This window comes from Sabulicella rubraurantiaca (assembly GCF_017355885.1).
GTDB classification, from domain to species: domain Bacteria; phylum Pseudomonadota; class Alphaproteobacteria; order Acetobacterales; family Acetobacteraceae; genus Roseococcus; species Roseococcus rubraurantiacus.
Genome location: NZ_JAFEUU010000019.1, coordinates 33,849 through 60,103, shown reverse-complemented (window position 1 = coordinate 60,103; position 26,255 = coordinate 33,849). Strand labels below are relative to the sequence as shown.

The 26,255-nt window shown below is 62.8% G+C and carries 22 protein-coding genes; 18 read left to right on the top strand and 4 right to left on the bottom strand.

Going from position 1 to position 26,255, the window contains the following annotated elements:
* A partial coding sequence (locus JTJ31_RS21435) for an SIS domain-containing protein (RefSeq protein WP_207540790.1) occupies positions 1–807 on the top strand: 807 nt, incomplete at its 5' end.
* Positions 808–826: 19 nt separating this feature from the next.
* Here JTJ31_RS21435 and JTJ31_RS21430 read toward each other — a convergent pair.
* Together JTJ31_RS21430 and JTJ31_RS21425 are read right to left on the bottom strand one after the other, a co-directional pair.
* The gene (locus tag JTJ31_RS21430; protein WP_207540789.1) at positions 827–1,303 is read right to left on the bottom strand and encodes a GrlR family regulatory protein; all 477 of its coding nucleotides are present in this window, start codon (positions 1,301–1,303) and stop codon (positions 827–829) included.
* Positions 1,304–1,550: 247 nt separating this feature from the next.
* A complete protein-coding gene (locus tag JTJ31_RS21425) occupies positions 1,551–2,924 on the bottom strand; it encodes a hypothetical protein (protein ID WP_207540788.1) in 1,374 nt (457 codons plus the stop codon).
* A 1,273-nt stretch (positions 2,925–4,197) separates the two neighbouring features.
* On the opposite strand from JTJ31_RS21425, the gene JTJ31_RS21420 reads away from it, so the two are divergent.
* Positions 4,198–5,703: a hypothetical protein gene (locus JTJ31_RS21420; RefSeq protein WP_207540787.1), complete on the top strand. Its 1,506-nt coding sequence runs from the start codon at positions 4,198–4,200 to the stop codon at positions 5,701–5,703.
* A 173-nt stretch (positions 5,704–5,876) separates the two neighbouring features.
* Here the strand turns inward: JTJ31_RS21420 and JTJ31_RS21415 are convergent, their stop codons facing one another.
* Positions 5,877–6,962, bottom strand: coding sequence for a hypothetical protein (locus tag JTJ31_RS21415; RefSeq protein WP_207540786.1), 1,086 nt, complete (start codon positions 6,960–6,962; stop codon positions 5,877–5,879).
* A gap of 265 nt (positions 6,963–7,227) precedes the next feature.
* Between JTJ31_RS21415 and JTJ31_RS21410 the strand changes: the two genes are divergently transcribed.
* From JTJ31_RS21410 to JTJ31_RS21335, 16 genes are all read left to right on the top strand, one after another.
* A complete protein-coding gene (locus JTJ31_RS21410) occupies positions 7,228–8,304 on the top strand; it encodes a hypothetical protein (RefSeq protein WP_207540785.1) in 1,077 nt (358 codons plus the stop codon).
* A gap of 315 nt (positions 8,305–8,619) precedes the next feature.
* On the top strand, positions 8,620–9,726 hold the full coding sequence (locus JTJ31_RS21405) for a GDP-mannose 4,6-dehydratase (RefSeq protein WP_328805793.1): 1,107 nt from the start codon (positions 8,620–8,622) through the stop codon (positions 9,724–9,726).
* 11 nt (positions 9,727–9,737) lie between these two features.
* The gene (locus JTJ31_RS21400) at positions 9,738–10,460 is read left to right on the top strand and encodes a nucleotidyltransferase family protein (protein WP_207540784.1); all 723 of its coding nucleotides are present in this window, start codon (positions 9,738–9,740) and stop codon (positions 10,458–10,460) included.
* 2 nt (positions 10,461–10,462) lie between these two features.
* Positions 10,463–11,392, top strand: coding sequence for an NAD-dependent epimerase/dehydratase family protein (locus JTJ31_RS21395; protein ID WP_207540783.1), 930 nt, complete (start codon positions 10,463–10,465; stop codon positions 11,390–11,392).
* A 117-nt stretch (positions 11,393–11,509) separates the two neighbouring features.
* The gene (locus JTJ31_RS21390) at positions 11,510–13,444 is read left to right on the top strand and encodes a glycosyltransferase (RefSeq protein WP_207540782.1); all 1,935 of its coding nucleotides are present in this window, start codon (positions 11,510–11,512) and stop codon (positions 13,442–13,444) included.
* Positions 13,445–13,533: 89 nt separating this feature from the next.
* Complete coding sequence (locus JTJ31_RS21385) at positions 13,534–14,709, top strand: hypothetical protein (RefSeq protein ID WP_207540781.1); 1,176 nt, start codon at positions 13,534–13,536, stop codon at positions 14,707–14,709.
* Entirely contained in the window at positions 14,706–15,431 is a 726-nt protein-coding gene (locus tag JTJ31_RS21380; protein WP_207540780.1) for a glycosyltransferase family 2 protein, read from the top strand. The genes JTJ31_RS21385 and JTJ31_RS21380 overlap by 4 nt, the downstream gene beginning before the upstream one ends.
* A gap of 51 nt (positions 15,432–15,482) precedes the next feature.
* A complete protein-coding gene (locus JTJ31_RS21375; RefSeq protein ID WP_207540779.1) occupies positions 15,483–16,106 on the top strand; it encodes a NeuD/PglB/VioB family sugar acetyltransferase in 624 nt (207 codons plus the stop codon).
* A gap of 202 nt (positions 16,107–16,308) precedes the next feature.
* A complete protein-coding gene (locus tag JTJ31_RS21370; RefSeq protein WP_207540778.1) occupies positions 16,309–17,400 on the top strand; it encodes a DegT/DnrJ/EryC1/StrS family aminotransferase in 1,092 nt (363 codons plus the stop codon).
* Entirely contained in the window at positions 17,397–18,650 is a 1,254-nt protein-coding gene (locus tag JTJ31_RS21365; protein WP_207540777.1) for a glycosyltransferase family 2 protein, read from the top strand. The genes JTJ31_RS21370 and JTJ31_RS21365 overlap by 4 nt, the downstream gene beginning before the upstream one ends.
* Positions 18,647–19,684 carry a glycosyltransferase gene (locus tag JTJ31_RS25270; RefSeq protein WP_207540776.1) on the top strand — a complete coding sequence of 346 codons (1,038 nt, stop codon included), beginning with the start codon at positions 18,647–18,649 and terminating at the stop codon, positions 19,682–19,684. The genes JTJ31_RS21365 and JTJ31_RS25270 overlap by 4 nt, the downstream gene beginning before the upstream one ends.
* A 60-nt stretch (positions 19,685–19,744) precedes the next feature.
* On the top strand, positions 19,745–20,995 hold the full coding sequence (locus JTJ31_RS21355; protein WP_207540775.1) for a glycosyltransferase family 2 protein: 1,251 nt from the start codon (positions 19,745–19,747) through the stop codon (positions 20,993–20,995).
* 72 nt (positions 20,996–21,067) lie between these two features.
* A complete protein-coding gene (locus tag JTJ31_RS21350) occupies positions 21,068–21,841 on the top strand; it encodes a class I SAM-dependent methyltransferase (RefSeq protein WP_207540774.1) in 774 nt (257 codons plus the stop codon).
* 11 nt (positions 21,842–21,852) lie between these two features.
* Complete coding sequence (locus JTJ31_RS21345; protein WP_207540773.1) at positions 21,853–22,551, top strand: acetyltransferase; 699 nt, start codon at positions 21,853–21,855, stop codon at positions 22,549–22,551.
* Positions 22,548–23,471: a glycoside hydrolase family protein gene (locus JTJ31_RS21340; protein WP_207540772.1), complete on the top strand. Its 924-nt coding sequence runs from the start codon at positions 22,548–22,550 to the stop codon at positions 23,469–23,471. Before JTJ31_RS21345 ends, JTJ31_RS21340 begins: the two co-directional genes overlap by 4 nt.
* 4 nt (positions 23,472–23,475) lie before the next feature.
* Positions 23,476–24,432: a GNAT family N-acetyltransferase gene (locus JTJ31_RS21335; RefSeq protein ID WP_207540771.1), complete on the top strand. Its 957-nt coding sequence runs from the start codon at positions 23,476–23,478 to the stop codon at positions 24,430–24,432.
* A 101-nt stretch (positions 24,433–24,533) separates the two neighbouring features.
* On the opposite strand, the gene JTJ31_RS21330 is transcribed toward JTJ31_RS21335, so the two are convergent.
* The gene (locus JTJ31_RS21330) at positions 24,534–25,880 is read right to left on the bottom strand and encodes a hypothetical protein (RefSeq protein WP_207540770.1); all 1,347 of its coding nucleotides are present in this window, start codon (positions 25,878–25,880) and stop codon (positions 24,534–24,536) included.
* Positions 25,881–26,255 lie beyond the last annotated feature (375 nt).

Genomic DNA, 26,255 nt, shown 5'->3' with positions numbered 1-26,255 from the left:
GCGGCCATCCTCGTCTCCCAGTCCGGCGAGACGGCGGACACGATGGCGGCGCTGAAGCTGCTGCGCGAGCGGGGGCAGAAGGTGCTCTCTGTCGTGAACGTGCCCGAAAGCTCCATGGCGCGGGAAAGCGACGCGACGGTGCTGACCGTGGCGGGGCCGGAGGTGGGGGTGGCTTCCACCAAGGCGTTTACGGCGCAGCTGGCGGTGCTGGCGTGCCTGGCGATTGGCATGGGCCGGGCGCAGCGCGAATTGTCCACGCTGGACGAGGGGCGGCTGACCCAGGCTTTGCTGACGCTGCCGCACAGCGCCGCGCTGGTGCTGGAGAAGGACGCGCAGATCCGCGAACTGGCGGCCGAGGTGGCGAAGGCGCGCGACGTGCTGTTTCTCGGGCGCGGGCCGATGTTTCCCATCGCCATGGAAGGGGCGTTGAAGCTGAAGGAGATCAGCTACATCCATGCCGAGGGCTATGCTGCCGGCGAGATGAAGCACGGCCCCATCGCGCTGATCGACACTGCCGTGCCGGTGATCTCGATCTGCCCGAGCGGGCCGCTCTTTGAGAAGACGCTGAGCAACCTGCAGGAGGCGGCGGCGCGCGGCGGGCGGATCATGGCCTTCACCGATGCGGCCGGTGCGCCCGCGCTGCGGCGCTTTGCCGAGGCGGTGGTGGAGCTGCCGGAGGTGGATCCCTTCGCGCAGCCCATTCTGCACGCCATTCCGGTGCAGCTTCTCGCCTATCACGTCGCCGTGCTGAAGGGCACCGACGTGGACCAGCCACGCAACCTCGCAAAAAGCGTGACAGTGGAGTAGCGAGTCCCTGCAGCCGGGATCAGGGAAGCCCCTGCTTCTTCACCATGATGATGGGCAGGGAACTTGGGGCGGCAGGGCTCCGCACAACTCCGGCAATAACGTCCGGCTGCACCCGCGATCCCTGCACCTCAACTTCAAGGCCCGAGGTCGCGAAGCCGAACGGTGTGCGGTTTGACCCGCTGTAGTGGTGGGTAGATGCCCTGGCCGTCAGCGCATTCCCTCGCGCCTCATAGCGCCCAACCCAGTAGTAGTTTCCGTCTCCGCCATAGAGACGGCCCCGATCCAGTACGACCAGACCTGCTGCTGCACCTCCGGGCCTGAAGTCAGGCCGGTAGACCTCACCGGCGTAAACGATCCAAAGCCCCTCAACCCTTCTGTTCATTCCCCGCTTCCCCAGCAACACCAACCATTCAAAGCGGGTGGCAATCGCCCATCGTAACACGGTCCCGGCAACAACGAAGCTCCGCTCCTCATTCCTGGTAAGGTTTTCGTCCAAGCGCCACTTCGTCTCGAGCGGCCAGGCACCCAAGATGCAGGATCAGACAAAGCCTGCTGGCGCTTGCCTGGACTCTTATGAAAAGGCTTTCGGCATCCGATGATCTGTGGGCAGCAGTGGCGGCCTTGGCACAATGCCAGAGGCGAGGCCCCTGAAGCGGACGGTCATCCAACTCCGACCGTGTTCAGGGTCGGACGGCCTAGCTCCAACTCCGCATGGACCATGAAGAGCGCAGGCACGAACGCGCTCAGATCACATCCACATAGAAGACTGTTCCGTCGTACTTGAAGTGAGGCAGGCTCGCGAGGACCGTGTCCCTCTCATACTCCGAAGTGGTGTAGAGATGCGTCCCTGTCTGACTGTTGAAAAGCCTGTGCACCTCTTCCTGCGGTCCCAGGTCGCGCGTGTAGGCGTAGTAGGCGACCCCCTCGAACCGATAGTGCGGAAGATTCTCCAGGATGCTGTCCCGCTCCACCGTGCTCGTCGTGTAGAGATGGCCGCCGGCCTGGGTATGGAAGAAGCGGAAAACGGGAGCTGTGCCCGCGCTTCCCTCGGGGGCCGTGCGAAAGGACCCGCCCTCGAGGACGAACTCGGGCATGTTCTGCAGAATCCAGTCAACCTCGACACTGTTCGTCGTGTAGAGGTGCGCGCCGGTCACCTTGTTGAAGAGGCGTGTGACGAGAGCACCTTGGCCAGTGGCCAGCCCTGGGCCACCCGCAACTTCGGCCGGCTCCGGAAAAGGAGATTGATCTGGCAAAGCACTTGCTTGGGACGGCAGCGCCTGCACATCGACCACTTGGCCATTGGTGAAGAAGATGCGTTCGATGCCGGTCCCGTGATTGACCTCACTGGTGAGAAGGTTCTGCGTCCAGAGATGGTCTTCGTGGCGGACCACTTGCCAGGCGTCGCGCTCTCCTGTGAGCACCATGGTGTCGTACCCGGACCCGCCATGCAGGGTATTGTTTCCCGCGCCGGCGACAAGGATATCGTCACCATCGCCACCCAGGAGAAGATCGTTTCCGCCCTGCCCGTCGAGCGTGTCGCTTCCTGCGCCACCAATCAGGGTGTTCCGGCCCGCGTCGCCGGTGAGGGTGTCGTCGAGACCAGTGCCAGTCACATTCTGGAAGTTGTGGATCTGGTCGGTGAAGCCCCAGGCATCGCGCGCAAAGAAGCGCGACAGATCCACCTGAACACCCATCAAGACGTCACCCAGGAAGACAAGGGTGTTCACCCCTTCCCCACCATCCAGGTAGTCATCGCCAGCGCCGCCGCAGACCGTGTCGTCCTGTGCGCCGAGGCGGAACTGATCTTCCTCGAGACCGCCAGCGAAGACCGAGAAATTCGACAGCTTGTCGATGCCCCAGGGCACGCCGTCTGAGCCGACCTTGTTGGCCAGTAGGGGAAAGTCTGCAGCACCAGACGCCCAGATGTTGATCAGCACACCACTACTAGCGTGATACCGGTTCACCCCGGCGCCACCGTCCAGGGTGTCGTCGCCGTTGGAGGCGTAAATCAGGTCGTCCTGCGCAGTGAAGGTGCCCAGCACGAGGGAAGACGATCCTCCGGGGATGACCACATCGTCATCGGCCGAACCCACCACCACGTTGACGCTGCCGCTCATGATCTCTCTACCCCGAAACAACCCCATCTGGGTTGCATTCGTGAATGGTCATTCGCGCAATGGTTAGGAAATTATCAGCGGCAGCACATCGGGATATATGCTTACTCTACCCCAAATTGTATGCCACAGCTCAAAATGTCCAGTCCCAATCCCTGCCCGCTCGCGGTTCTGTAGGCGCGTCAGTGTCGCGCTGGCCGTAATTGGTCGGTCATGGCGAGCGTTAAGCGAAGTAGCCCACTTGCTTCGGAAGGAGATGCGACATGCCGTCGCCGGCGTTGCGGCTTGTCTCTCGGGAGGGTTCTTTGCGCTCTTTTCAAACTGGTATGGCGCGGGAAGACGGCATCAAGTGGCCAAGAGAAGGGTGTCAGCACCGAGATGGTGGCACGCCAACTTCCGCCAGGTCGGAGGTGTGGGCTTCGGGACATAGCCAACCTGCGCTTCTGGCAGGACTTGTTTGCGGGCTTTCCCGAACGAGGGCCCTCGCCCTGTGGGTCGCGCGTGCAGTGGCACTTCGACACCATGTTGGAGTAGGGCCGCCAGCGCGATACAGGCGCCAACTACAAGAACGGGTCCAGCCGGATCCATCTGGCCTTCGATGTTCATGAGGTGGGACCACTTCATGGTGACCTGATGCTCCAGGTGGAGCGCGAAGCTGATCTCGCCGAGCCACACCAGGGGCTTGGTTGACAAGATGCGCGCAAGGAGCCCTCTGCCCTTCAAGAACACCGCGCTCACCGGCGCGAAGGCGCAGCATATTCCGCCAACCGTATGGCACGGGCCCGGGTTGTCGAGCCGGTAGCCCCCAAGCTAGGGTGAACTGGAACAAGGCCCGCAGATTGCTAAGGCCTCTCTACCTGGTCAGATTTCGCCAGATCCTGAGTAGGTCCCGTCGGCGGCTTTGTTTTTCAATCTCCTCCCGCGCCTCGCCATCCGACATCGCACCGAATTCAGGTTTGGCCTCACGCAGCATCACCAGCTCGCGTGGACTGAACGCTGCAACGATCCTGAGATAGGTGGCCGGATCGCTTTCCCGGGCCGCCTACGAGGCCGCCGCGCCGTGCTCTGCGAGATCGCTGGCGACGGATGCCAGGACATAGACTCGACAGCTTGGCCCCACTGCCTTTGGGACGCCCGCCTCACGCCTTGTCCATCGTGGGGCCACTGTTACCATCGAGAACCATGCTGAGGGAGACGGCTTTTGACGTCCTGGCTCCGGCCATCTGGTGGACCAAGGGTCTTGCTCGCTGCGGGGATCGCCTTCGCGGTCCAGGCCATGGTCATCCGCGAGATGCTGCGCAACGGTGTCGCCGATAAGATCATCCCTTGGGATGACTGCGCCTACATTTACAACTCTTTGTTCAATTCTCATCTCATTCGCAGCGCGGGATTTTTTGCGGCAGCTGCAAACTTAAATTTCGCGCACGTTCCTTTGGCCAATATTCACGGCACGCTGGCCATGCTCCTGAGTGGGGACCGCATCTGGACGCCTCACCTGATCCCAGGATTTTACCTGTTCCTGGTTGTTTTATCGATCTTCCGCTCATTGCGCGGAGCCGTCATCATTGCGCCCATTGGCTTTGTGCTGTGTGTCGTTTCAATACCGGCCTTCTTTTTGTTCGCATCGACCCTCAAAACTGATTTTCTCGCCGGCGCGATCCTCTTTATCTTGGTGGTCGAGGTGTTCCTTGTGGACGGAGCGACCTTCAGCGTATGGCGAAGGCTTTATACGGCCCTCCTCGCGGCGCTCTTTGTTCTGTGCAAGCCGACGGCGTTTTATTTCCCTTTGCTCCTAGGGCTCGTTTTTGTGCTCCAGCATCTTCGCGACTGGTCTATCGAGGGCCGTTCAGCCCTGAACAGGCGCCGCTTGGCAATCACCGCAGGTCTCGTACTGCTGCCGGTGCTGGTCTACGCGGCCATCGTGGTGCCCAACTTAGATTTCTTCCGTTTCTACATCACGCAGGCGCTTTCCAACCCGCTTTGGCAATCTGATATTGCGCTGCGGGACCGCCTCCTGTTTTACCTCCCTTTCGCGACTCCAGCGCGATCCTGGGGCGGCGGGCTGACGTCGTTCCTCCTGATCGGCTTTGGATTCCTGGTTGCCGTCGCCCGGCACCACATGAAGCGCACCGATTTGGCCGCGGCCTGCGCGATCGTTGTGATCGTATTCGCCTGCTATGCGCCGCTTACGATCTCGCCGCAGTATTCGCAACAGCTAGGTGCTCCTCTCGCGGGTAGCATCCTTGCCCTTGTACTGCTCGCCCTTCGCATCGCCATGAGGGACCGATGGTTGCAGCTACCGGTTGCCACCGGCCTCCTCGTGACCAGCGCGGTGACCTTCGAGATGCCCGTTCAGCGATGGATACATTGGCCGGGGGACAGTTACTCGGTCGACGATGTGGCGCAGGCCAGCCAAATTGTCCAAGACTTTAGCCGCACGATCATCGCGCAGAGTCCAGTGCACGGGCCGGCCATCTATTTGAACCACAGCCCGATTCCCTACTTCAACTTCGTCATCGAGATTTATCGGCAATCCGGCGCGTTCGTTGGCATGTCGCAGCCTTATGTCTTCGACCCAGCCACGATCGACCGGGCCGTCTCCTCGGCGCATTTTGTACTCCTTCACGATGCTCCCGGCACGACGGACAGATACACGGATCTCGGTCACAAGGCGCGTGCGCATATACTGCTACGAGACGACCTCTTCGAGCTTGCCCGAGCGTCCATCCGCCAGCATAACTACGTGCTTTATAAGGTGGGGCCCATTCCAGTTACGCAGTGATGACCTTCCTTTCACTTTGCTGCGGCGGAACGCAGCACGAGCGCCAAGAGCTAGGCTCAGGCCTCACTGGTTGAGCCAGAAGGTGACGGTGGCGGCGGGGGTGATGGCGCTGAAGAAGGTGTGGGCGCATCGGTCGTAGCGCCCAGAGGGTGTTATGCTCAGCTCTGATCGCTTCAGATTGGGTCTACGTAGAAAGATATGCCCTCGTAGACGTAATCAGGAAGGCTGCTCATCACGTGGTCGCGCTCAATCTCGCTCGTCGTAAAGAAGTGAGTGTCAGTGCGCTTGCTGTAGAAGCGGTAAAGTTCCTCCTGCGGGCCAAGATCGGTAGCGTAAGCCTTATAAGCGACGTTCTCGTATCGGTAGTTCGGCAGGTGCGTGAGGATGTGGTCCCGCTCGACGGTGCTCGTGGTGTAGAGGTGCGAGCCCTTCTGAGGGTTGAAGAACCGATAGACGTCCGTCGTATTGCTGGCGCCCACGGGCGCGACCTTGAAGGCCAAGCCTTCATTCTCGAAATGCGCCAGGTTCGTCCGGACAGAGCCCGCCTCGAAATTGGACGCCGTATAGAAATGGGTGCCGTTCGAGGTGTTGAGGAAGCGGTTCACCACGTTGGACTGCCCCGCTGCGTCCTCGACCCAGCGGTCTCCGTCCGAGAACCGAAGCCGCTCGACAGAAGTCAAAAGATCCGTGCCATCGGGTCCCGAGACCGTGTAGCGGTTCCCATGCCCGGCGTACTGTACCGTGTACTGCGACCGCAGACCGTTGAAGACCGCCGTGTCGACACCGCGCTCACCGTGGATGGTGTCGTTGCCGAGGCCACCCGTGACAACGTCATTGCCCGCTCCCATGGAGAAGGAGTCGTTGCCACCATAACCCCGGACGAAGTCGGCTAGCGGTGATCCGAAGAGCGTGTCGTTGCCAGACATCATCGTGGAGAGCGCGGTCTCGGTTTGACCGAACAGCGACCAGCTCAGAAACTGCGTGACCGCCCCCGAAAACCCATCAGCCCGCAGTGCAAGAGCACCGCCATTGGTTTCCTGGAACCCCGTGAGAGTGCCTCCATTAGGGTAGCCTAAGGCATCATAGGTAAAGCCAAAGCCGTAGAATTCAGTCCGGCCCTGCGGATTCCCGAAATTCCGGTAGTCTCCGGCCGCATAGTTGCTGGACGAGGTGGTGAGTGTGAGGCCGTAGTACCAATCACTGATACGTAGGTCACGAAAATCCAGCGCGAAGCCCGATCCTGCCCGGATGGTTGCCATACCTTGTCTTCCCCCTTGGCCTCGCCTTCATGGCATTGCTCTCCGGGCAAGCACACGCTGTGCTTACCATAATGTCAACATCCGTCAGGGCACCTTCATCGAGGGCTTGCCAAGTTTAGGGCAGCGCTTCCCCGAGGCCACACCTGCCCCGCGAGGCATGGGACAGTCCGCTGCGCTGAGAGGGGCCAGTATCCGGGCGGCTTGTCGACGGCACCCGAGTAGAGGCCCTAATGCAGCACAACGCCGCCCATACCGAGGACGCTCCTTGCCTGACCGGATCCTTTTCGACATCTCTGCGCACGGAAGGGGGCATCTCGCGCAGACAGCAGCCATCGTCGCTGGTCTGCGGGCCTCGAAGCCCGGGTTACAGGTTCTGGCGCGCTCTGGGCTTCCGAGAAGCTTGGTCGAGGCGCGACTTGGACCCCTTGCAGACTTTCTGCCATCCCAGACGGATCATGGTCTGATCATGTCCCCTGGTCTGCAGGTCGATCTCACTCGCACCCGCTTCTATTACCAGGAACTCCATGCCGATCTGGCGCGGCACATCACCAAGCTTGCAAGCCAGGTTACTGCTTTGAAGATCGACCTCGTTGTCTCAAACGCGGGGTACGTGGCGCTTGAGGCCGCGTCAGCCGCACGCGTGCCAAGCTGTCTGGTCTGCTCCTTGTCTTGGGACGAGCTTCTCCTAGCCCTCTTCCCACACGACGACGGACTTTCGGCCATCATCGATGACATCGCAAAGGGCTACGGAAGGGCAGACCTGTGCTTCCGACTAGCGCCGAGGATGCCAATGCCCGCTGTACGCGGCGTGGATCTGACTGCAGCGCTCGGAACGCGAGGCAAGAATGTCCGCAGAGCGCTCCTCGATTACCTTCCATCACAAACGGCTTCAGTTGTGCTGCTCGCCTTCGGCGACTGGGACGTGGCGCGGCCACCAGCATTAGAGACAAGGAGCGAAACCCTGTTCCTGGTCCCTCATCGGTGGCGATCCGCGCCTGGCCACGTCATGGGGGTAGAGGATCTTCCTTTCACCTTCAGGGACCTCCTGGCGTCCGCCGATCTCGTCGTCAGCAAGTCGGGCTACGGGATCGTGACCGAACTGGCCCTGGACGGAAAGGCCAGCCTGCTCCTCGAGCGTCCAGGTTGGCCAGAGGAGCCCCACCTGCTCAACTGGCTCAGTCGCCATGCACCGTTCGGGCTGCTCTCCGAACTCGCGGAACTGACGATGCCTCGCGTCCAGGACGCGCTTCGATCCGCGCGGCTATCGGGGTCGATGGAGCAGGCGCTGGGGGGAGGAGAACGGCAGATCGTTAGAGCCCTGCTCGACCACCTGAAAGGATGACTGTCGTTCACACCGTGCCGCAACCTACAGACCTGGACTGCTTTCGGCCTGATGGGCCCCGCCTCCCTCGCCCTGCGCCAGCCCCCAGACCCGCAGCACGAAGCAGTCAGGGTTGGCTCATACTATCTCTCAACAAAGCACTTCTGAGACCGACCCCCTCGCATTCATAGATCAGGGGCCAGGGCCAGGAAGTCTAGCGCTCGTCCAGTGCCCGCAGACACTGGGACTTGCATCCGCCGACCGGCGCGACGATTCTTTCGAATACTTCGAGCAATAATAGGTAATTAAGGTACGAGAAAGACAGTAATCCGGCAAATGGTCATTGCCTTGACCGCTTCGAGAAATCCGGCGAGAGAAGACCCGCTCGACAGTGTGGTCGCGGTTTTTCCTGGAGATCTGAAGATGGCGCTTGGTTTGCTCGAGGCGGAGAAGCGCATTGCTGGCAAGAAGGTTCTCGTTACGGGCGCCGGAGGCTTCATCGGGAGCAACCTGACTGAGCGTCTGGTGCGGGCCGGGGCGAAGGTCCGCGCCATGGTGCATTACAACGCGCTGTCGAGCTGGGGGAATCTGCAGTTCCTTCCTCGCGAGATCCTTGGAGAAGTCGAAGTCGTCGCGGGCAATGTCGAGGATGGCGACTTCATGTTCAGCGCCGCGAAGGACCAGGAGGTCATCCTTCACCTCGCTGCGCTGATTGCCATTCCATTCTCGTACGTCGCTCCCCGTTCCTACGTCCGGACCAACGTGGAAGGAACTCTCAACGTGCTGGAGGCCGCACGTCGCCTCGGCGTCCAGCGCGTCGTGCACACCAGCACCTCGGAGGTCTACGGCACCGCGCAGCGCGTGCCCATCGATGAGGACCACCCCCTGCAAGGACAATCGCCCTACTCGGCATCGAAGATCGGCGCCGACAAGATCGCTGAGAGTTATTGGCGCTCCTTCGGGACGGAGGTCGTGACGCTGCGGCCGTTCAACACCTTCGGCCCGCGGCAATCTGCCCGCGCTTTCATTCCAACGGTCATCTCGCAGGCACTTTCCGACGGGTCCGAGATCCGTCTTGGCGCGCTGGACCCCGAACGCGACATGACATTCGTTTCCGACACTGCGGCTGGGTTCATCTTGGCAGGGAGCGCTGATGGCGTGGCCGGCGAAACCATCAATCTCGGCACCGGCCAAACGGCCTCGATCGGTGACATCGCCAAGCGGATCCTCACGCTGATGAAGTGCGAGAAGCCCCTCACCCAGGACAGCAGCAGGTTGCGCCCGAAGCTCAGCGAGGTCATGCGTCTCGTTTCAGATAACTCGAAGGCGCAACGTCTCCTCGGCTGGACGCCCCGGGTCGGTCTCAATGACGGCCTCATCGAGACCATCGACTTCATGCGGGAGCATCAGAACCTCTACCGCCCCACGGCATACACGGTCTGATGAGAAGCGCGATGAAGGCAGTCATCATGGCGGGGGGCCGGGGAACACGGCTTGGTCCCTATACGGCTCTGTTCCCAAAGCCCCTGGTGCCGCTTGGCGAGGGGATGCCCGTCCTTGAACTCCTCTTGCGTCAGCTCCGCGCGGCTGGGGTCGAGGAAGTGATCCTGGCCGTGAATCACCTTCACCATCTTCTGCGGGCTTTTTTCGGCGAAGGAGAGCGGATTGGCTTACGGATCCGCTACAGCCTCGAGGACAAACCCCTGGGCACGGCAGGCCCTCTCGGTGCCGTGCTCGACGAGGTCGGGGACACGTTCTTTGTCACCAATGGTGACCTGCTGACGACGCTCGACTTCAAGTTGATGCTGCAGGAGCATGGACGGACCGGCGCCGCAGCGACGGTTGCGAGCTTCCGTCGGGAGGTGAAGATCGATTTTGGTCTTCTTGAGACCGACCCCGAGATGCGGATGACCGGCTACATCGAGAAGCCATCCTATCCGCACCTCGTGAGCATGGGCTGCTACGTGCTTCAGCGCGAGGCGGTGCGAAATTATGTTCAACCGGGCGTGTATCTAGATATGCCCGACCTCATGCGAGCTTTGGTGCGCGACGACCACCATGTCCACTGCCATGCGCCTGAGTGCAGGTGGCTCGACATCGGCAGACCCGACGACTACGCCACCGCGCAGGAGCTTTTCCAGAACTCGCGCAACATCTTTCTCTCAAACGAAGGATAGCCATGTCCCGGCCGCGGTTCCTGGTCACCGGAGCAAACGGCTTTCTGGGCACGCATGTGCTCGCAGCATTGCAGGCTCTGGACCTTCCGGTATGGGCGCTGGGGCGAAGCGCGCCTGAATCCGTGCCTGACGAGCAGTGGCTGCCGCTCGAGGACCCGAGCGATGCCGCCGCCATGCAACATGCCCTCGAAAAGGCCCAACCCGAGGTGATCGTGCATCTTGCGGGCGCGGTGGTCGGTTCCCTGCAAGAGCTTTACCGCATCAACGCGGTCTACGGCGCGACGCTCCTTTCCGCTGCCAGCAAAGCAGTGCCCGGCGCACGCATTGTGCTTGCCGGCTCAGCTGCTGAGTATGGTCCAGTCGAGGACAGCGCACTTCCTGTGACGGAAGACACACCTCACAGGCCCCGCGACGGGTACGGCATCACGAAGCTCGCGCAGACCCATCACGCGCTGGCCTCATTGGACAGGGGGCAGAACCTCGTGGTCGCTCGCCTCTTCAACTTCGTGGGGCCGCAGATGCCAGGACATCTCGCGCTAGGTGCCTTTGGGCGTCAGGTCGCAACGATGCCTCCGAGCGGAGGCGTGCTTCGGACGGGCGATCTTTCCACGGAGCGGGACTTCCTCTCGGTTCATGCGGTGACAGAGGTCCTGCTCGCACTCTCCAGACGGACCGATATCACCGGAGTGCTTAATGTCTGCTCTGGGATGCCAACCCGCCTGCGAGCCCTCGTTGATGAGCTGGTGCGGCAGTGCCCATTTCCAGTCGAGGTCCTTGAGGATCCGGGGCGCTCAGGCGTCACCTCCGTCCGCCGTCATTACGGAAGTGCTGAGCGACTGAAGGGTCACGGGATCGAGCCTCCCGCCTTCGACATCCGCGCGGTGATGGCCGAGTTTGCGGCGTCGGTGCTACCAGAGCGCCTGGCGTCCTAGGCCGCGGAGTCTTCTTGTGCCAACGCCCCCCTTTCCCTTCCCGCCTGAACTGAGCCTCCGGCAAGGGTCGGCCCCCGCGGCGGGATCTTCGAACTTTTTCGCGGGCGGGCCCAGCCGATGACCAGAGCTGCAAGCGGCTCCCCTCCATTGTTCAGCGTGGTCATCCCCTGCTTCAACTATGGGGACTATGTCGCTGAGGCAGTCGCTTCGGTGCATGCACAGACCCTGAAGAACCACGAGATCATCGTCGTCGAAGGCGGGTCGACGGATGGGAAGACGCCCTCTCGCGTCGCCGCCCTGGCGGATGGAAGGGTCCAGGTGCTGATGCAGCCTCGGCCCTCCAAGGTCGGCGCAAACCGCAACCTCGGGATCACCCATGCGCGCGGCCAGTATATTGTCTGCCTGGATGCGGACGACATGCTGCATCCCACCTACCTCGAGAAGGCAGCCTATCTTCTTGAGCGCCGGGGTGCAGATGTCGTCTCCGCCGGCATGGAGATGTTCGGAGCGGAGACGGGAAAGCTCTCGATCGTGCGCCGCCCTGACCTGGCAACACTCCTTTCCGGCAATCACGTCCTGACCTGTGCTGCCTTCCGGCGCCACTTCTGGGAGGCAGCAGGAGGGTTCCGGGATGACGCGGGCGGCCCTGCCGGGCATGTCCATGAGGACTGGCTCTTCTGGACTCGCGTCGTGGCGCTTGGGGCGAAGGTGGTGAACCTCGCCGATGACTACCTGCTCAGGTACCGGGTACATCCGGCCAGCTTGAGCCGGAGCGCCTCCGTCTTGCCCATGGACAAGCAAGCGGCACTGGTCCGGGCGGGGAACGCGGATGTGCTGACCGACGAGGTCCTAGACACGTCGCGGGCCCTGAAGGCGAAAAGGAACGCGTTTCCGCCACTGCCGCGGCCTGCGGCCAAGGCTGGCACCAAGCCAGTCCTGCTGATTGCCGTCCCCTGGCTTGTCCTCGGCGGAGCAGAAAGACTCCTCGCCGAAGTGGTGCGCCATCTCGTCGGCGAGGGGTGGGAGATCAACGTCATCTCGACGCTGAGCCCGGGCCTCGAGGCAGGCGACACGACCGAATGGTTCACGCAACACACGGATCGGGTCTTTCACCTGCCGCGGTTCCTCGAGGAGGAAGACTGGGCCGACTTCGTCATGTCGACGATCGCGGGGCGCCGCGTCAGCACACTGCTGGTCGTCGGCAGCACCTTCACGTACCGTATGTTGAGGCGCATCCGGATCCAGTTCCCGAACCTCAAGGTGGTGGATCTGCTCTTCAACACCGTCGGGCATACAAGCGACAACCGCCGCTACGCGAGGCTGATCGATCTCACCATTGTAGAGAATGGCGAGGTGCGTGACTGGCTTCTGGAGCATGGAGAAAAGGCAGACCGGATCAGCCTGGTGAAGAGCGGGATCGACCTTCGCAGGGTCCACCCGGCTCTGAGGAACACTGCCGCGCGCCGTGCCCTTGGCCTCCCCGAGGGCGGAACGGTGGTCGGCTTCGCGGGCCGCTGGTCGGAGGAGAAGAATCCTCTCGGCTTCCTCGACCTTGTCGCTGCCTGCCCGCCGGAGTGGAATCTTCACTTCATCATGGCGGGGACGGGCCCGCAGCGCGCCCAGGTTGAAGCCAGGATTGCAGCATCGCCCTCGGCCTACCGCCGGCTACGCGTCCTCGGCTTGGTCGATGACCCCATCTCCCTTCTCGCGAACCTTGACGTCCTCGTGCTGCCTTCCCTTCTGGATGGCCGGCCGACCGTGGCTCTGGAAGCACTGGGCGTCGGCACGCCGATCCTGGCTTCGGAAGTCGGCGGCCTGCCGGAGCTGGTTCTTCCCGGCAGAACTGGCTGGCTTGTGGAGGCCGGCAAGGTCCCGGCGATGCTGGATGTGTTGAGGCAGATCCACGAGCAACCTGCGCTGCTTGCCGAGATGCGTGAATGGGCTCGCTCCCATGCCATGACCGAGGCTGATCTCGGACGGATGACCGCCGCCTTTGAGGCAGCGCTCAGCCCCATGCGGGAGTATGCCCGTACGCAGGAGGCGCTGCCGTGAGGATTCGCGAAAGGGTCGGGCGCGCGATCATTCGGCGCCTCATGCCCGGCAGGCGTGCCGCTGTGCCTGCTACCGCAGAAGGTCCAGATTTGCGGACGCGGCTCAAGGATGCCTTCGACGCGCCCTTCTATCTTGCGTCTCAGCCAGACGTGGCTCGGGCGGGCATCGCCCCGCTTGAGCACTACCTCGACCATGGTTGGAGGGAGTTGCGTGACCCTTCGCCCGCCTTCGACGTCTCCTGGTACCTCAGCACCTACGCCGATGTAGCCCGCGCCGGCGTGGAACCTTTCTCCCACTACCTGCAGCACGGGGGGCCAGAGGGACGGAGGCCTTCTGCTGGCTTCCACCCGGAATTCTACCTGTCTCAGCTTGCAGAGCCTCCGACGGCACCGGAGACGCCCCTCGAGCATTTCCTGCGGATCGGGGCGTCACTCGGTCTGCGGACATGTCCCGTAGAGGCTGCGCAGGTCTCGAGGGCGCGCGGCGCGCAGATCGAGGCGAGTGGATGGAGCCCGTCTCAGGCCCTCCTCGATCTGGCAGCGCAGACGGTGGCCGCGCATGCCGTCACAGAACCAGGGGTTGCGGCCCTCGCCGGCACACTCCCGGACCTCCCTTTCCTACCACATACGAGGCATTCACTGGACCGAAAGTGGCGCGAGGTCTTTCAGTCGCTACGATCGCGGCCAGACGTCCTGGTTCTCGTCGATCGCATCGACAATCCGGCGACGCTCAAATTCCTCTGCGCCCTCGCGCGCGTCGCGGAGGAGGTAGGCTGTCCGCCGGACACCCTCGCCCTTGCGGCGGACGAAGACATTCCCTCGGTCGGCCTCGGCCTCCCATCCGACCTGGACTGGATGTCGCTGGCAGAATTCGATCCGCCCAATTCGCGCGAGACGCGCGAGACGCTTGTGGCGTCCCTTCTCTGGTCTGTCAGGCCCCCGGTCGTGGTTGCCTTCGGAACGGAGATCGGGCTGCACGTCCTGCGCCGATACAACGCGCAGCTCCGCCGCCATCTGCGAATTGTCGTCGCCCTACCTGTGCCAGAAGAGTCGCGCCGCCACGCTGCGCTCTCCAGTGCCCTCTCGTATCTTGAGTTCGCGGATCTGCTGCTGGTTGGGAGCTATGGACTCACCGAGGAAGAGCGGGTGACCTACGGCATTCCGAGAGAGGTCGCCGCACGCGTGCTGCCACTCGACATGCGCCATGAGGCAGAAAGCGAGCACTGGGGCATGCTTGCCAAGCTCCTCAGGAGAGATGCTCCGTGAAGGTCACGACCGTCATCAACATGCACAGGGAGAAGTGGCTGGCCAATTCCGCGCTCCGAAGCGTCCAGCGAAATCTTGCGGCTCTGAATGGGGCGGGCCTCGAGGCTGAGGTCATCCTGCTTCTCGACAGCCCTGACGACCTCACGCGGACATTCGCCCGGGAGTTCTGTCCCCCTCCAGGCCGGCTGGTTGAAGTTTCCTGCCGCGACCTTGGTGGCGCCCGCAACGCGGCCATTGCCGACGCACGGGGTGACTACATCGCGTTTCTCGATGCAGACGACATCTGGGGCGACGAATGGCTCCTCCGGGCCTACCGGGCCGCGCAGGAATCCGGCGAGGACGTCGTCTGGCATCCCGAGGCGTCGGTCTTCTTCGGGACCGCAGAGCCCTATTGGCTCGTCCACCGCGACGACGACATTCTTGGTGCGGACTGGCAGACCCTGGCTCTTCGCAATCACTGGACCTCGCTCTGCTTCGCACCGCGCCGGCTCTTCGAGCGCGTCCGGTACCAGTCAGTGGAGATCGAGAAAGGCCTCGGCTATGAGGACTGGGCCTTCAACATGGACACCATTGCTGCGGGGTATCGCCACCGGATCGTACGCGACACGCTCCATCTGGTGCGCATGCGGCCCGACTCCCTCGTACGAATGAGCGCCATGCGGGACATTCTCGTGGCGCCGACGAACCTTTTCATTGACCGGATCGGCCGGAGTTACGAATGACCGCCACGCGACTTCCCGATGCCGGGCGACCGTGAGGCGGCTGAGGGGCGAATGATGGAAGACGGGCTGAGAATCGTGGGTGCGGGGGGGCTGGGCCGCGAGGTGGCCTGGGTCCTCGAAACCTCGGGTCAGAAGGTCGAATGCTTCCTTGTCGAGCCGAGCTTTGCCGCCGGAGCCTGCGCAGGCCTTCCGGTCCGGGATGACCTCGAAGCCTGGGCTTCAACCAGGAGGGCTGTCTTGGCTGTTGGCGACGGGCAGGCCCGTATGAGGCTGGCAAGGGACAAGCTTCGTGAGTGCGTCTTCGTCTCCGCGCTTCACCCCGCTTCGGTGATCGGCGCACGCAGTCGCCTCGGGGACGGCGTCATGCTCCTCGGGCCCGCCTCCATCACGGTCGACGCCGAGGTCGGCCAGCACGTCCTCATCAATCCAGGCTGCACGATCGCGCATGACAGCCGGATTGGCGACTTCGCGAGCCTTGGACCCGGTTGTCATCTCGCCGGTGGAGCCATTGTCGAGGAAGGCGCGAATCTGGGAACAGGCGTGGTGGTCCTGCCGCGTCGGCGGGTCGGTGCGTGGGCCACCGTCGGCGCAGGAGCGGTCGTGACGTCCGACGTGCCACCCGGCGCCGTGGTCGTCGGCGTGCCTGCCCGTCCGCTCACCAAAGGCGACTCATAGCGGAGGGGCCATGTGATGCCCCTTCTCAGCTTCCGGAAGGTCGGCTCTGGGTCGAGGCGGTGTGGTGGCGTGCCCTCTGGGCGGTCCGAGCGTCAGCCTTGTCGGGCCAGACCGACAAAGCTAAAGCGTCGCGACGAGCCTGAGCACGGATCGCGCCAGCCGAGGGGCTCTTCTGCCATTAGGTCGACGGAGGGCACGGACCTTGAACAATTTTGAGGGATCGACGCATGTGCGGGTCCTGCGTCCCTGGCTCCCCGAGACCGACGCTCTGATACCCTACCTTCGACGGATCGATGCGGCCCAGGTGTACAGCAACTACGGTCCGCTGTCGCAGGAGTTCTCCGCGCGCCTCGGAGAGATGACGCAGGCGAAAGGGGTGACCCTGACCTCCAATGGGACCGCGGCCATCGAGGTGGCGCTGCGCGCCGTCGCTGGGGGGAAGGGGCTATGCCTTATGCCTTCCTTCACATTCATCGCGTCCGCGCATGCCGTGACCAATGCCGGCATGACGCCTTTCCTTCTCGACATCGACGAGAGGAGCCTGACGCTCACGCCTGATATCGCGCGCCGCGCTCTGCTCAGCCTCCCGGAGCGCCCCGGGGCCGTTCTCGTGGTAAGCGCCTTCGGCGCACCGCCCGATCTAGGGGCCTGGGAGGATTTCCGAGCGGAGACGGGGATCCCCGTGGTGTTCGACGCTGCGGCGGCGGCCACGGCGATCCGCGGGGTCGGCGTGGCTCCTGTCTGCCTCTCGCTTCACGCGACCAAGGTCCTGGGAATCGGTGAAGGTGGCGCGATCCTCACCTCCGATGAGGAACTGGCCCGCCGGATGACCGCGATGACGGGCTTCGGCTTCCTGGGCCGCGAGAGGCTCTCTGCCATCCGAGGTGGCAACACGCGTCTGTCGGAATACGCCGCGGCTGTTGGCCTGGCAGCCCTGGATGCGCTTCCGACGAAACTTCAGAAGCTCCGCTCCCTGGCGCTTGGGTATCGCAAGCGGTTGGGGGGCCACCGCAGCCGTCTCCAAGACGGAGCGGGTGAGACTTGGCAGACCATGACGCTCAACGTCGTCCTCCCGGAGGGCGAGGCGCATGAAACCACCGCGCGGCTGGACGCGGCGAGGGTCGAATGGCGCCGGTGGTGGGGGCTGGGGACCCACCACCACCCGGCCTTCGCGGAGGTCCCTAGGGCCTCCCTTCCGGTCACGGAGGCAATCGCCCCCCGTGTCCTAGGCTTGCCCTTTCACACGGAGCTGAGTGCGGCGGAAATGGACCGGGTGGCCGGCTGTCTTCCATGAAGGACGCCCCTCTCCTCTCCTACATCGTGCTCTCGTACAACTACGAGGGCTATATCGGTCAGACCCTCGAAAGCATCCGCGCCCAGACCGTTCAGGACTTCGAGGTCGTCGTCGTCGATGACTGCTCGAGCGACCGATCCTGCGAGGTCATCGAGGCATTCCGCGATGACCGGATTAGGCTCCTGCGGAACCCGCGGAATATCGGCGGCGCCGCGAGCTATAACCGGGCCGTCGAGGCAGCCCGGGGCGAGTGGCTGGTGAACCTGGACGCGGATGACTGGATCCTCCCCTCCAAGGCGGAGGTACAGCTCAAGCTGGTGTCGCAGCAGCCGGCGCTCGACGTCGTGGGGACGTGGGTTTCCTTTGTCGATCGCAACGGTCTCCCCCACGAGGACTCCGACAAGCTCGAGGCGGAGACAAACCGGGACTGGGACTTCAACGCCGTCTCCACCTGGATCGGTCGCAACGCACTGTGCCGCTCCTCGACCATGGTCCGGCGCTCCGCCCATCTCCGCTTTGGCCTCGACGACGAGAACATGGTCCGCGCACCCGACTATGAGTTGTGGACGCGCGCGCTTCGGGACGGCTGCAGGTTTGCGCTTCTTCCCGAGAGGCTGACCTGCTATCGCCTACACGCACGCGGCGTAACTCATGGAAACCGCCTACAGTCGTTCCTTGAGATGGCCTGGGCCGCCCGCCGCAACCTCCTGCCAGCGATCGAACGTCGCGCAGTTTGGACGGAACTGCACGGCATCCTTGCGTGGCTCACCTCACATGCCGAGCTGGCCAATCTGTCGGCGCGCGAGCGTGAGCGACTTTTCGGCCTGATGGTCGTCCCGCAATCGGTTGCCGATTACGCCGCATTCAGCGAGCTGCTCGGTGCGTCGGCGCCCGAACTCGAGGCGGTTGGCCGGCGCCTGATGGCCTTTGCCTTCGTGCAGGCCGAAGTGCGCACGCTTGATTTTCATGCTAGTGGCATTTACCGCGACAAGCTTGAGGCCGACATTCGCGCCTACCAGGAAGCGCGCGATTACTGGAAATCCCAGAGTGACCGCCACGAGGCGGAGATGCGCGCCCTCCTGGATCGCTGCGCGGCCCTCGAGAGCAACCTGCAGGCCCAGCCGGAAGCGGAACAACAAGACAGAGCAGAGGTGGATCAGTGCAGCCGGGAGAATCTTTCTCTTCGTCATCCACGCAGGCTTCTCCGACAGAGCCTTGCCGGATTCTCGCGCTTCTTCCGTTCCTCGTGAAGGGCGCCCTCTCCCTCTCCATCCTGAGGGAGATGCGGCTACGCGGCTTCGATGTGACCCTGGCCTACTTCTACCCAGAGGCGGTGGGCTACACCTGGGACGAATGTGCCGACTTCTCTGCCGATGACCGGCTGGTCAATATGACGGACGCTCCGGGAGTTTACGGCGTGGAGCGCCTGTCGAGGGTGATCCGCGAGCGGGATATCAGCCTTGCTCTGCAGATCGGCGCGCCCCAGGCGTACAGCCAGATTGCAAGGGTTCGTGAGCAGCATCCGGAACTCCATGTGCTCGATATTCTCTACAATCCGGTTGGGCACACGGTCGCGCATTTCCTCTTCGAGGGGGCCTTCGACGGTGTGATTGTCGAGAGCGAGGCGATGCGGCAATTCATGCTGCAGAACACCGCCAAGACCGAGCCCATGGTCCATGTGCTCATCAGTGGCATCGACCTTGATGTCTTCAAACCCCGTTCTCCTGCTGCCGCCTCGCAGGATCTCGTCGTCGGATATGTCGGACGTATGTCGCCGGAGAAGGATCCGCTGCGTTTCGTCAGCCTCGCTGAAGCGGTCCATGCACGCCTCCCTGACGTCCGGTTCCAAATGTACGGCGAGGGAGCCATGGCGGACGAAGTCAGGGCCCGCGTCGCCGCAGGAAGTGCCCCGGCCGCGATCGATTTTCGCGGCTATGTTCCGCATGTCCGGGATGCGCTCCACGCCGTTGATGTGCTGGTGGTTCCCTCCAAGGTCGACGGGCGGCCCAATGTGGTCATGGAGGCCAATGCCTGCGGCATTCCGGTCCTTGGCACACGGGTAGGGGGAATTCCTGAACTCATCGAGCACGGCGCGAACGGCTTTCTCTTATCCGACGACGCAGAGGCGCAGGTTGCGGACCTCGTTCGCGGCTGGATCGCGGAACCATCGTCGCTGGTGAACCTGAAGCGGCGCTGCCGTCTCGTCGCGGAAGAACGGTTCGACAGGCGCAAGATGATGGACGCCTACGCCCGGGTCTTCGCCGTCTGCGGTGCACGAGGCTAGGCCAGATCGGCCGCGCGCTTGGTGACTTCTTGAGATCGAAGCGCGGGAGAAAATACGGCGGTGCGGCAGAGCAAGCGAGAGCGCCATCATCTGCAGCGAGCTTGGAGTGGAAAAATGAGCAAGCCAGCCGTGTCCGTCTGTATTCCTTCCTACAACCATGCGAACTACATCGGCCGGACGATCGAAAGTGTTCTCGCTCAGGATTTCCAGGATCTGGAGATCGTCATCACCGATGATGCGTCCACGGACGATACGGTGGGCGAGGTCCTTCGGTTCTCGGACCCCCGGATCCGTCTCTTCCGCCATGATCGAAACCAGGGACCCAGCATCGCGGCGAACAACAACATCCGCAATGCGCGCGGAGATTTCATCTGTCTCCTGCCATCGGATGACCTGTATGAGCCCACGAAGGTCGGCAAGCAGATCCGCCTGCTGCGGGCCCGGCCTGAGGTCGGAGCAGTCTTCTCCCACATGCACTACGTCGGTGAGGACGGGCAGCCCATCGCGCGGGAGGCGAATCAGATGGCGCGGCCGCGGGACATGTCGCGTGTTGCCGCACTTCGCAACTTCTTCTTTGAGGGAAATTGCCTGGCTGCGCCCACCGCGATGATCCGACGCGAGATCTTCGATGTGATTGGCGACTTCGACCCGAGGCTACTCCAGACGCAAGACTTCGACTTCTGGATCCGCCTGTGTCTCCGCTACGAGATCGCGCTGATTGAGGAGCCACTCGTCGGATATCGCATCCGAGACCAGCTCGCGAACATGGATGCCAACACTCCCGGGAAGGTGGCACGCATCCACTGGGAACTGCCGCGAATCCTCGAGAATTTCCTCGGATGGTCAGACGTGGCGCTGCTCCAAGAGGTCTTTCCGGAAACCAAGCAGAGCATTGGACAAGGACTTGCACCCGCCAGCGCTCTCGCAGTCCTTGCGCTTTCCCAGCCCCACCCCTGGATCCGTGCCTTCGGTGTCGAAGCACTCTACCGGGCCCTGGGAAACGCACGCGAGGCAGCGATCCTTGAAGCAATGGGCTATGGATATCCTCGGTTCTTCCAGGTGCTTGCCGAGAACGACCCGACACGTGCGGCCCTTGTCGACCAGATGCAGAGCCGCCGCCAGGCTGAGAGTGCGGCCGTACGGGAAGAAATGCAGCGTGCCTATAGCGACGTCGAAGAGCGCGCCTTGCGTGCAGAAGCGGGACTGGAGGAGATCCGCGCCTATCTCCGTCAGGTCGAGGAGGCCAGGGACTGGTTCCGGGACCAGTCGGAGCGGTGGGAGGCGGAGGCGCGGCGTCTGGCCGGGGCGTGACGGCAAGGCGCTTGTTTCTCACGTGGTCCCTGCCTATCAGACCCTGAGCAGGTCGAGCGGGGACAGAAGGCGATGGACGAGAAGGATCGCGAGAAGGCCCGCCGCTTCGCGCGCCTGACCTATGAGGGATTCCGGGAGCTGGCGGCTCGAACAGATCTCAGCGCCTACGAGCAGGTTGGCTTTCCGGACAGTGTGCGCGCCGGCCGCGACCAGGCAATCCTTGACGATATCTGCGCAAAGCTACCCGAGATCGCGCAGGCGACGGGGCCAAGGACAATTCTGGACATCGGCCCGGGCTCCAGTCCGCTCGCACAGCGCATCATCGACCACTGCCAGGCGCGCGGGCATCATCTCTGGCTGGTGGACTCACCCGAGATGCTCGCGGCACTCCCAGATGGGCCACTGGTCACGAAGGTGGCAGGCCCCTTTCCCGACTGTGCGCACGAACTGGAGAGGATCGCAGGGAAGATCGACGCGATCATTTGCTACTCCGTTCTTCATTATGTGTTCGCAGATCAGCCGCTCTTCGGCTTCATTGATGCTGCAATGCGGCTCCTTCGCCCCGGTGGCGGGTCCATGCTGCTCGGTGATCTCCCCAACGCCTCGATGCGCCGCCGCTTCCTGGCAAGCGAGGCCGGCCACGCCTTCCACCGCAGCTACATAGGACGCGACGAAGTCCCGAACCTTGGAGTTCACTTAGATCCGTCAGGAGAAATGGACGACGCGGTGTTGTTTTCCATCGTAGCGCGCGCTCGTGCCGCGGGCAGCGACGCCTGGCTTCTTCCTCAGCCGGCGGGACTGCCAATGTCCAACCGGCGTGAGGACATCCTGATCCGCAAGCCCTAGGGGACAGCCCGATGCCGGATAAGACCAGTGACCTCGTGCTAATTGGCGACAGCGCTTTCGCAGAGGTCGCCCACGAGTACTTCGAGGCTTACACGGAGTACCGCGTCGTGGCATTCGCAGTTGAGCAGGCATATCTGACGCGTGATCGGCTCCAGGACCTTCCGGTCGTGCCTTTCGAGACGCTCCACGAGACCCATCCCCCAGCAACCCATCACGTCCACGTCGCAGTCGTCTACACCCTGCTCAACCGGTTGAGGGCGAGGCTCGTCGAAGCCGCGCGAGCGCGGGGTTATCCACTCGCCTCGTTCGTAAGTCCGCAGGCCTTCATCGCACCTAGCGCCGAGATTGGGGAGCATTGCTTCATCTTCGAGAACAACGTCGTGCAGTCGCACGTCTCCATTGGACGGAACGTTGTGCTCTGGTCTGGCAACCACATCGGGCATCACAGCCGCATCGCGGATAACGTGTTCATTTCCTCGCACGTGGTGATCTCTGGCTTGTGCAGTGTTGGTGCGAACTCCTTCCTGGGCGTGAACAGCGCGCTCGCGGACCGTACAGTCCTGGCCGAAGATTGCTGGGTCGGGCCTGGCGTCACCTTGTCCCGCAGCACCGAGGTGGGGCAGATGTTCCGCGCTGCGGAGGCCGTGCCGTCGCGGGTGGATACGCGGCGCTTCTTCCGTCTCCGCGGTGAGGCGCCTGAAAAGCCATGAAGTGGCGCAAGCTCGGATTCCTGTGGAAGCCGGCCGGAGATCTTCCCTGGGCGCGGACCCATGCCATGCTTCCCACTCCCACGTGGCTGCCGGACGGAAGGCTTCGCCTCTACTTGGCCAGCTGCGATGAGGCGATCGTGTCACGCATCGGGTGGATTGATCTGGATGGCCGGGATCCGACGCGCCTCGTTGGCGAGGCAAAGGAGCCTGTCCTCGATATCGGGCCGGAAGGATGCTTCGATGACAACGGCGTCAATCCCTCGAGCCTCGTCCAACTGCCCGACGGAAGGGTGCGCCTTTACTATGTCGGCTACCAGAGGCAGGTGAAGGTGCCCTACACGCTGTTCACCGGCGTCGCCGAAGCTCCGAGCCCAGAAGGTCCGTTCACCCGCCTGCAGGATGTGCCTGCGATGGACAGGGGCCCAGGTGAGCGCTTCTTCCGGACCGCGGCGCTGGTTCGGCCACCCTCAGAAGAACGGTCCTGGGACGCATGGTATATTGGCGGCGGGGACTTCACAGTCGCCGCGGGTCGCCAACAGCCGAAGTACAGTTTGAGGACTGTCACTTCTCCGGACGGGATCACTTGGCCTCTCCAGGGGCAGCCAGTGCTGCAGCCAGCGGAGGATGAGCTGGGCTTCGGACGCCCATGGCTTCAGCGTCTCGGTGCCGACCGGTGGACCCTCTGGTATTCCATCCGCGCGATATCCGGCTACCGGCTCGGATACGCTGTCTCCCGCGACGGCCGAACCTGGACCCGGCGCGATGACCTCACCGGTTTTGAGAGCGCCGCAGGGGAATGGGACGCAGAAATGCAATGCTACGCCGCGCTGCAGGAAATAAGTGGAAGTCTTTACATGTTCTACAATGGCAATGGGTATGGCAGGACCGGCGTCGGTCTCGCGGTGCTCGAGCGCGATTAAAATGATGACAAAGATCGTCGCTGAGATCACCGTAGAACCTTACGCGCCCTCCTCTGCAGCCGCATGGGATGACTTCGTGGAACGCAGCAAGAATGCGACGTTCCTGCACAAGCGGCGCTACATGGAATACCACGCGGACCGCTTCAACGATGCATCGCTGATCTTGCGACGAGGGGCGGAGATCGTCGCTCTTCTTCCGGCGCACACGACCGAAGCGGGCATCGCAAGCCACAATGGACTGACTTATGGCGGCTTTCTTGTCTCCGAGCGGATGACGACGCCGCTCATGCTTGAGGGCTTCGACGCAGCGCGCAGGTGGCTTGCGTCGCGCGGTGTGGAGACGTTCTATTACAAGACGATCCCTCACATCTATCATCGCCTTCCGGCGGAAGAGGATCGCTACGCGCTCTTCCGCCACGATGCGGTTCTCGTTCGCAGGGACCTCTTGAGCACGATTGATATGGCAAGGCGCCCTGTTCCGCAGGAGCGCCGGCGGCGTGGCGCCGCCAAGGCCCTGCAGAAGGGAGTGTCTATTCAAGAGGACGAGGGCTGGGAGGGCTTCTGGCAGCTGCTCGAAAGACACCTCGCCTCGCGCTATCACACGAAGCCCGTGCATAGCCTCGCGGAGATCCGGCATCTCCATGGCCTCTTCCAGCGGAACATCCGCCTCTTCACCGCGCGTGATGCATCAGGGACGCTTCTGGGCGGTGTGGTCATCTACGAGACCGATGAGGTGGCACATCTCCAGTATGCCGCCGCAACCTCGGAGGGTTTCGCCTGCGGATGCCTCGACCGTCTCTTCCTGCATCTCCTTGATGAGGTTTTCGCCAGCAAACGGTGGTTCGACTTCGGGAATTCCACCGAACTTGATGGACGGTGGTTGAACGACGGCCTGATCAACCAGAAAGAAGGCTTTGGCGGGCGGGCGGTCGCGCACGACTACTACGAGATCGCGATCTGAGGAGCATACGCAGCGGCGCGCTGCAGCAATGGCGATAAGCCCGCGGATCAGTCCGCTTCGGGCCGCTGGGGCCGGTTCTTAACCCGGCCCCAGAGCTTGCTTCACCCGAAGAGCTGATCTGCCACGGTGGTGGGTGCGTAGAAGGCCACGCCCTCATACCGGTAGTTCGGGAGCGTCTCGATGGTAACGTCTCTTTCCACTGTGGAGGACGTGAACAGGTGTCCACCGGCCGTCGTGTGGAAGAAGCGGTAGATCGGGACGAGACCCTCGCCTGGGACCGGTGACATGTGGAAGCCCACACCTTCGTCGCGGTAGTGCGGCAGGTTCGCACGCACGCTTGCGGCCTCCACCTCCGAGGTGGTGAACAGATGTCCACCAGCTTGCGTGTGGAAGAACCGGAACACCGGCACTGCGTTGGGAAAACCCTGGTCGGCCGTGAGGAAGGTCGCCCCTTCGTACCGGTAGTGCGGCAGGTTCTGCAGGACGGAGTCGCGCTCCACGGTCGAGGTCGTGAAGAGATGGCCACCAGCTTGCGTGTGGAAGAACCGGTAGGTGGCCACATTGCCGAACTGAAGGTTCTCGATGCCGTAAAGGAGATCGGTTCCGTCGCGCCCAGCCACTTGATCCTGGATGGCGACCGAGCCGTCGGGCTGGGTCTGAAAGCGATACTCGGAGCGCGGTCCACGGAACAGCGCGGTGTCGAAGCCGTCCCCACCGAAGATCAGGTCATTACCTCCCGCGCCCGCGAGGCGGTCATTCCCGTTCCCACCGATCTCGACGTCGTTGTTGCCATTCCCCACCATGGCGACGCCTGTCCCCATCAGGTGCGCATTCGCAGGGGTGGTGAGGCTGATCAGATCCTGAGCATCGGTTCCCTTGACCGTGACCTGGGCGGGGAACGGGGAAGCTGGCGTCGAACTCACACCGACGAAAGAGCGGTCAGCGCCGCCCGCGTCGCCGAAGTACAGGTATAGGCCCTGCGGGTCGAACGGGGCGTTGAACTTGAACGCGATGGATCCACCGATGCCGAGAGAGACGGAGCCACCGGGCGTATTGCCGTTCAAGCCGTCCCTGACATCCAGGGTCGCGACCGCGAGGTCCACGCCTTGATTTCCAGGCGTCGCACCGAAAAGAGTGTTGCCGTTCAACGGAGCGGTGGAGCCGGCGGGCGCTGGCGCGATGTAGCCGGCGCGATATGTGATATCGCTGAAGTTGAAGGTGAGCGATGACCCAAGTGTGGCGGCCACATTGGGATCGTCGGTCAGCACGCCTGAAATCTTGACGAAGTCAAGGTCGAACCCTGACTGCGCACCCGACGACAAACCCAGAAGACCGCTGTCATTGATGCTGAAGGCCTGGATCTGTGACTGGCCCATCAGTGCCAGAGGTATTCGGTAGATCGCTGTCTGGCCAGCAGTACCGATAAAGGTCGGAGAAGGGACGCTCATGTGGGAAAACCTCAACGCCGAAACGTTCCTATAAATTCGCAACATAAGGTTAAGGTTTCAGTCCAACGCATTTTTCCTTCCGCTATCGGCACTCGGGCAGTTTTTCATGATAAGGAATGAAAACGTCGTGTTTAGCAGGGCACGCGGAGCCAGGACTTGATTTCTAGTTATGCCGTCGAAAGTGGCTGCTGAAGCCACCGCCAATTTCCCCTTCGCGCAGGCTGCCGCCTGCCCCTAGGCATGCTCAGCAGCACCTTCATTCGCCCAGCTGTGATCACGAAGCTTGGCCAAGTCTGCGGGAGCGCGTGGAGGTAGCGGCGCGATACCCCTCCCACAGAACTGCCCGCGGCCGGTGCCCAAGAATCCTTGCTCCGG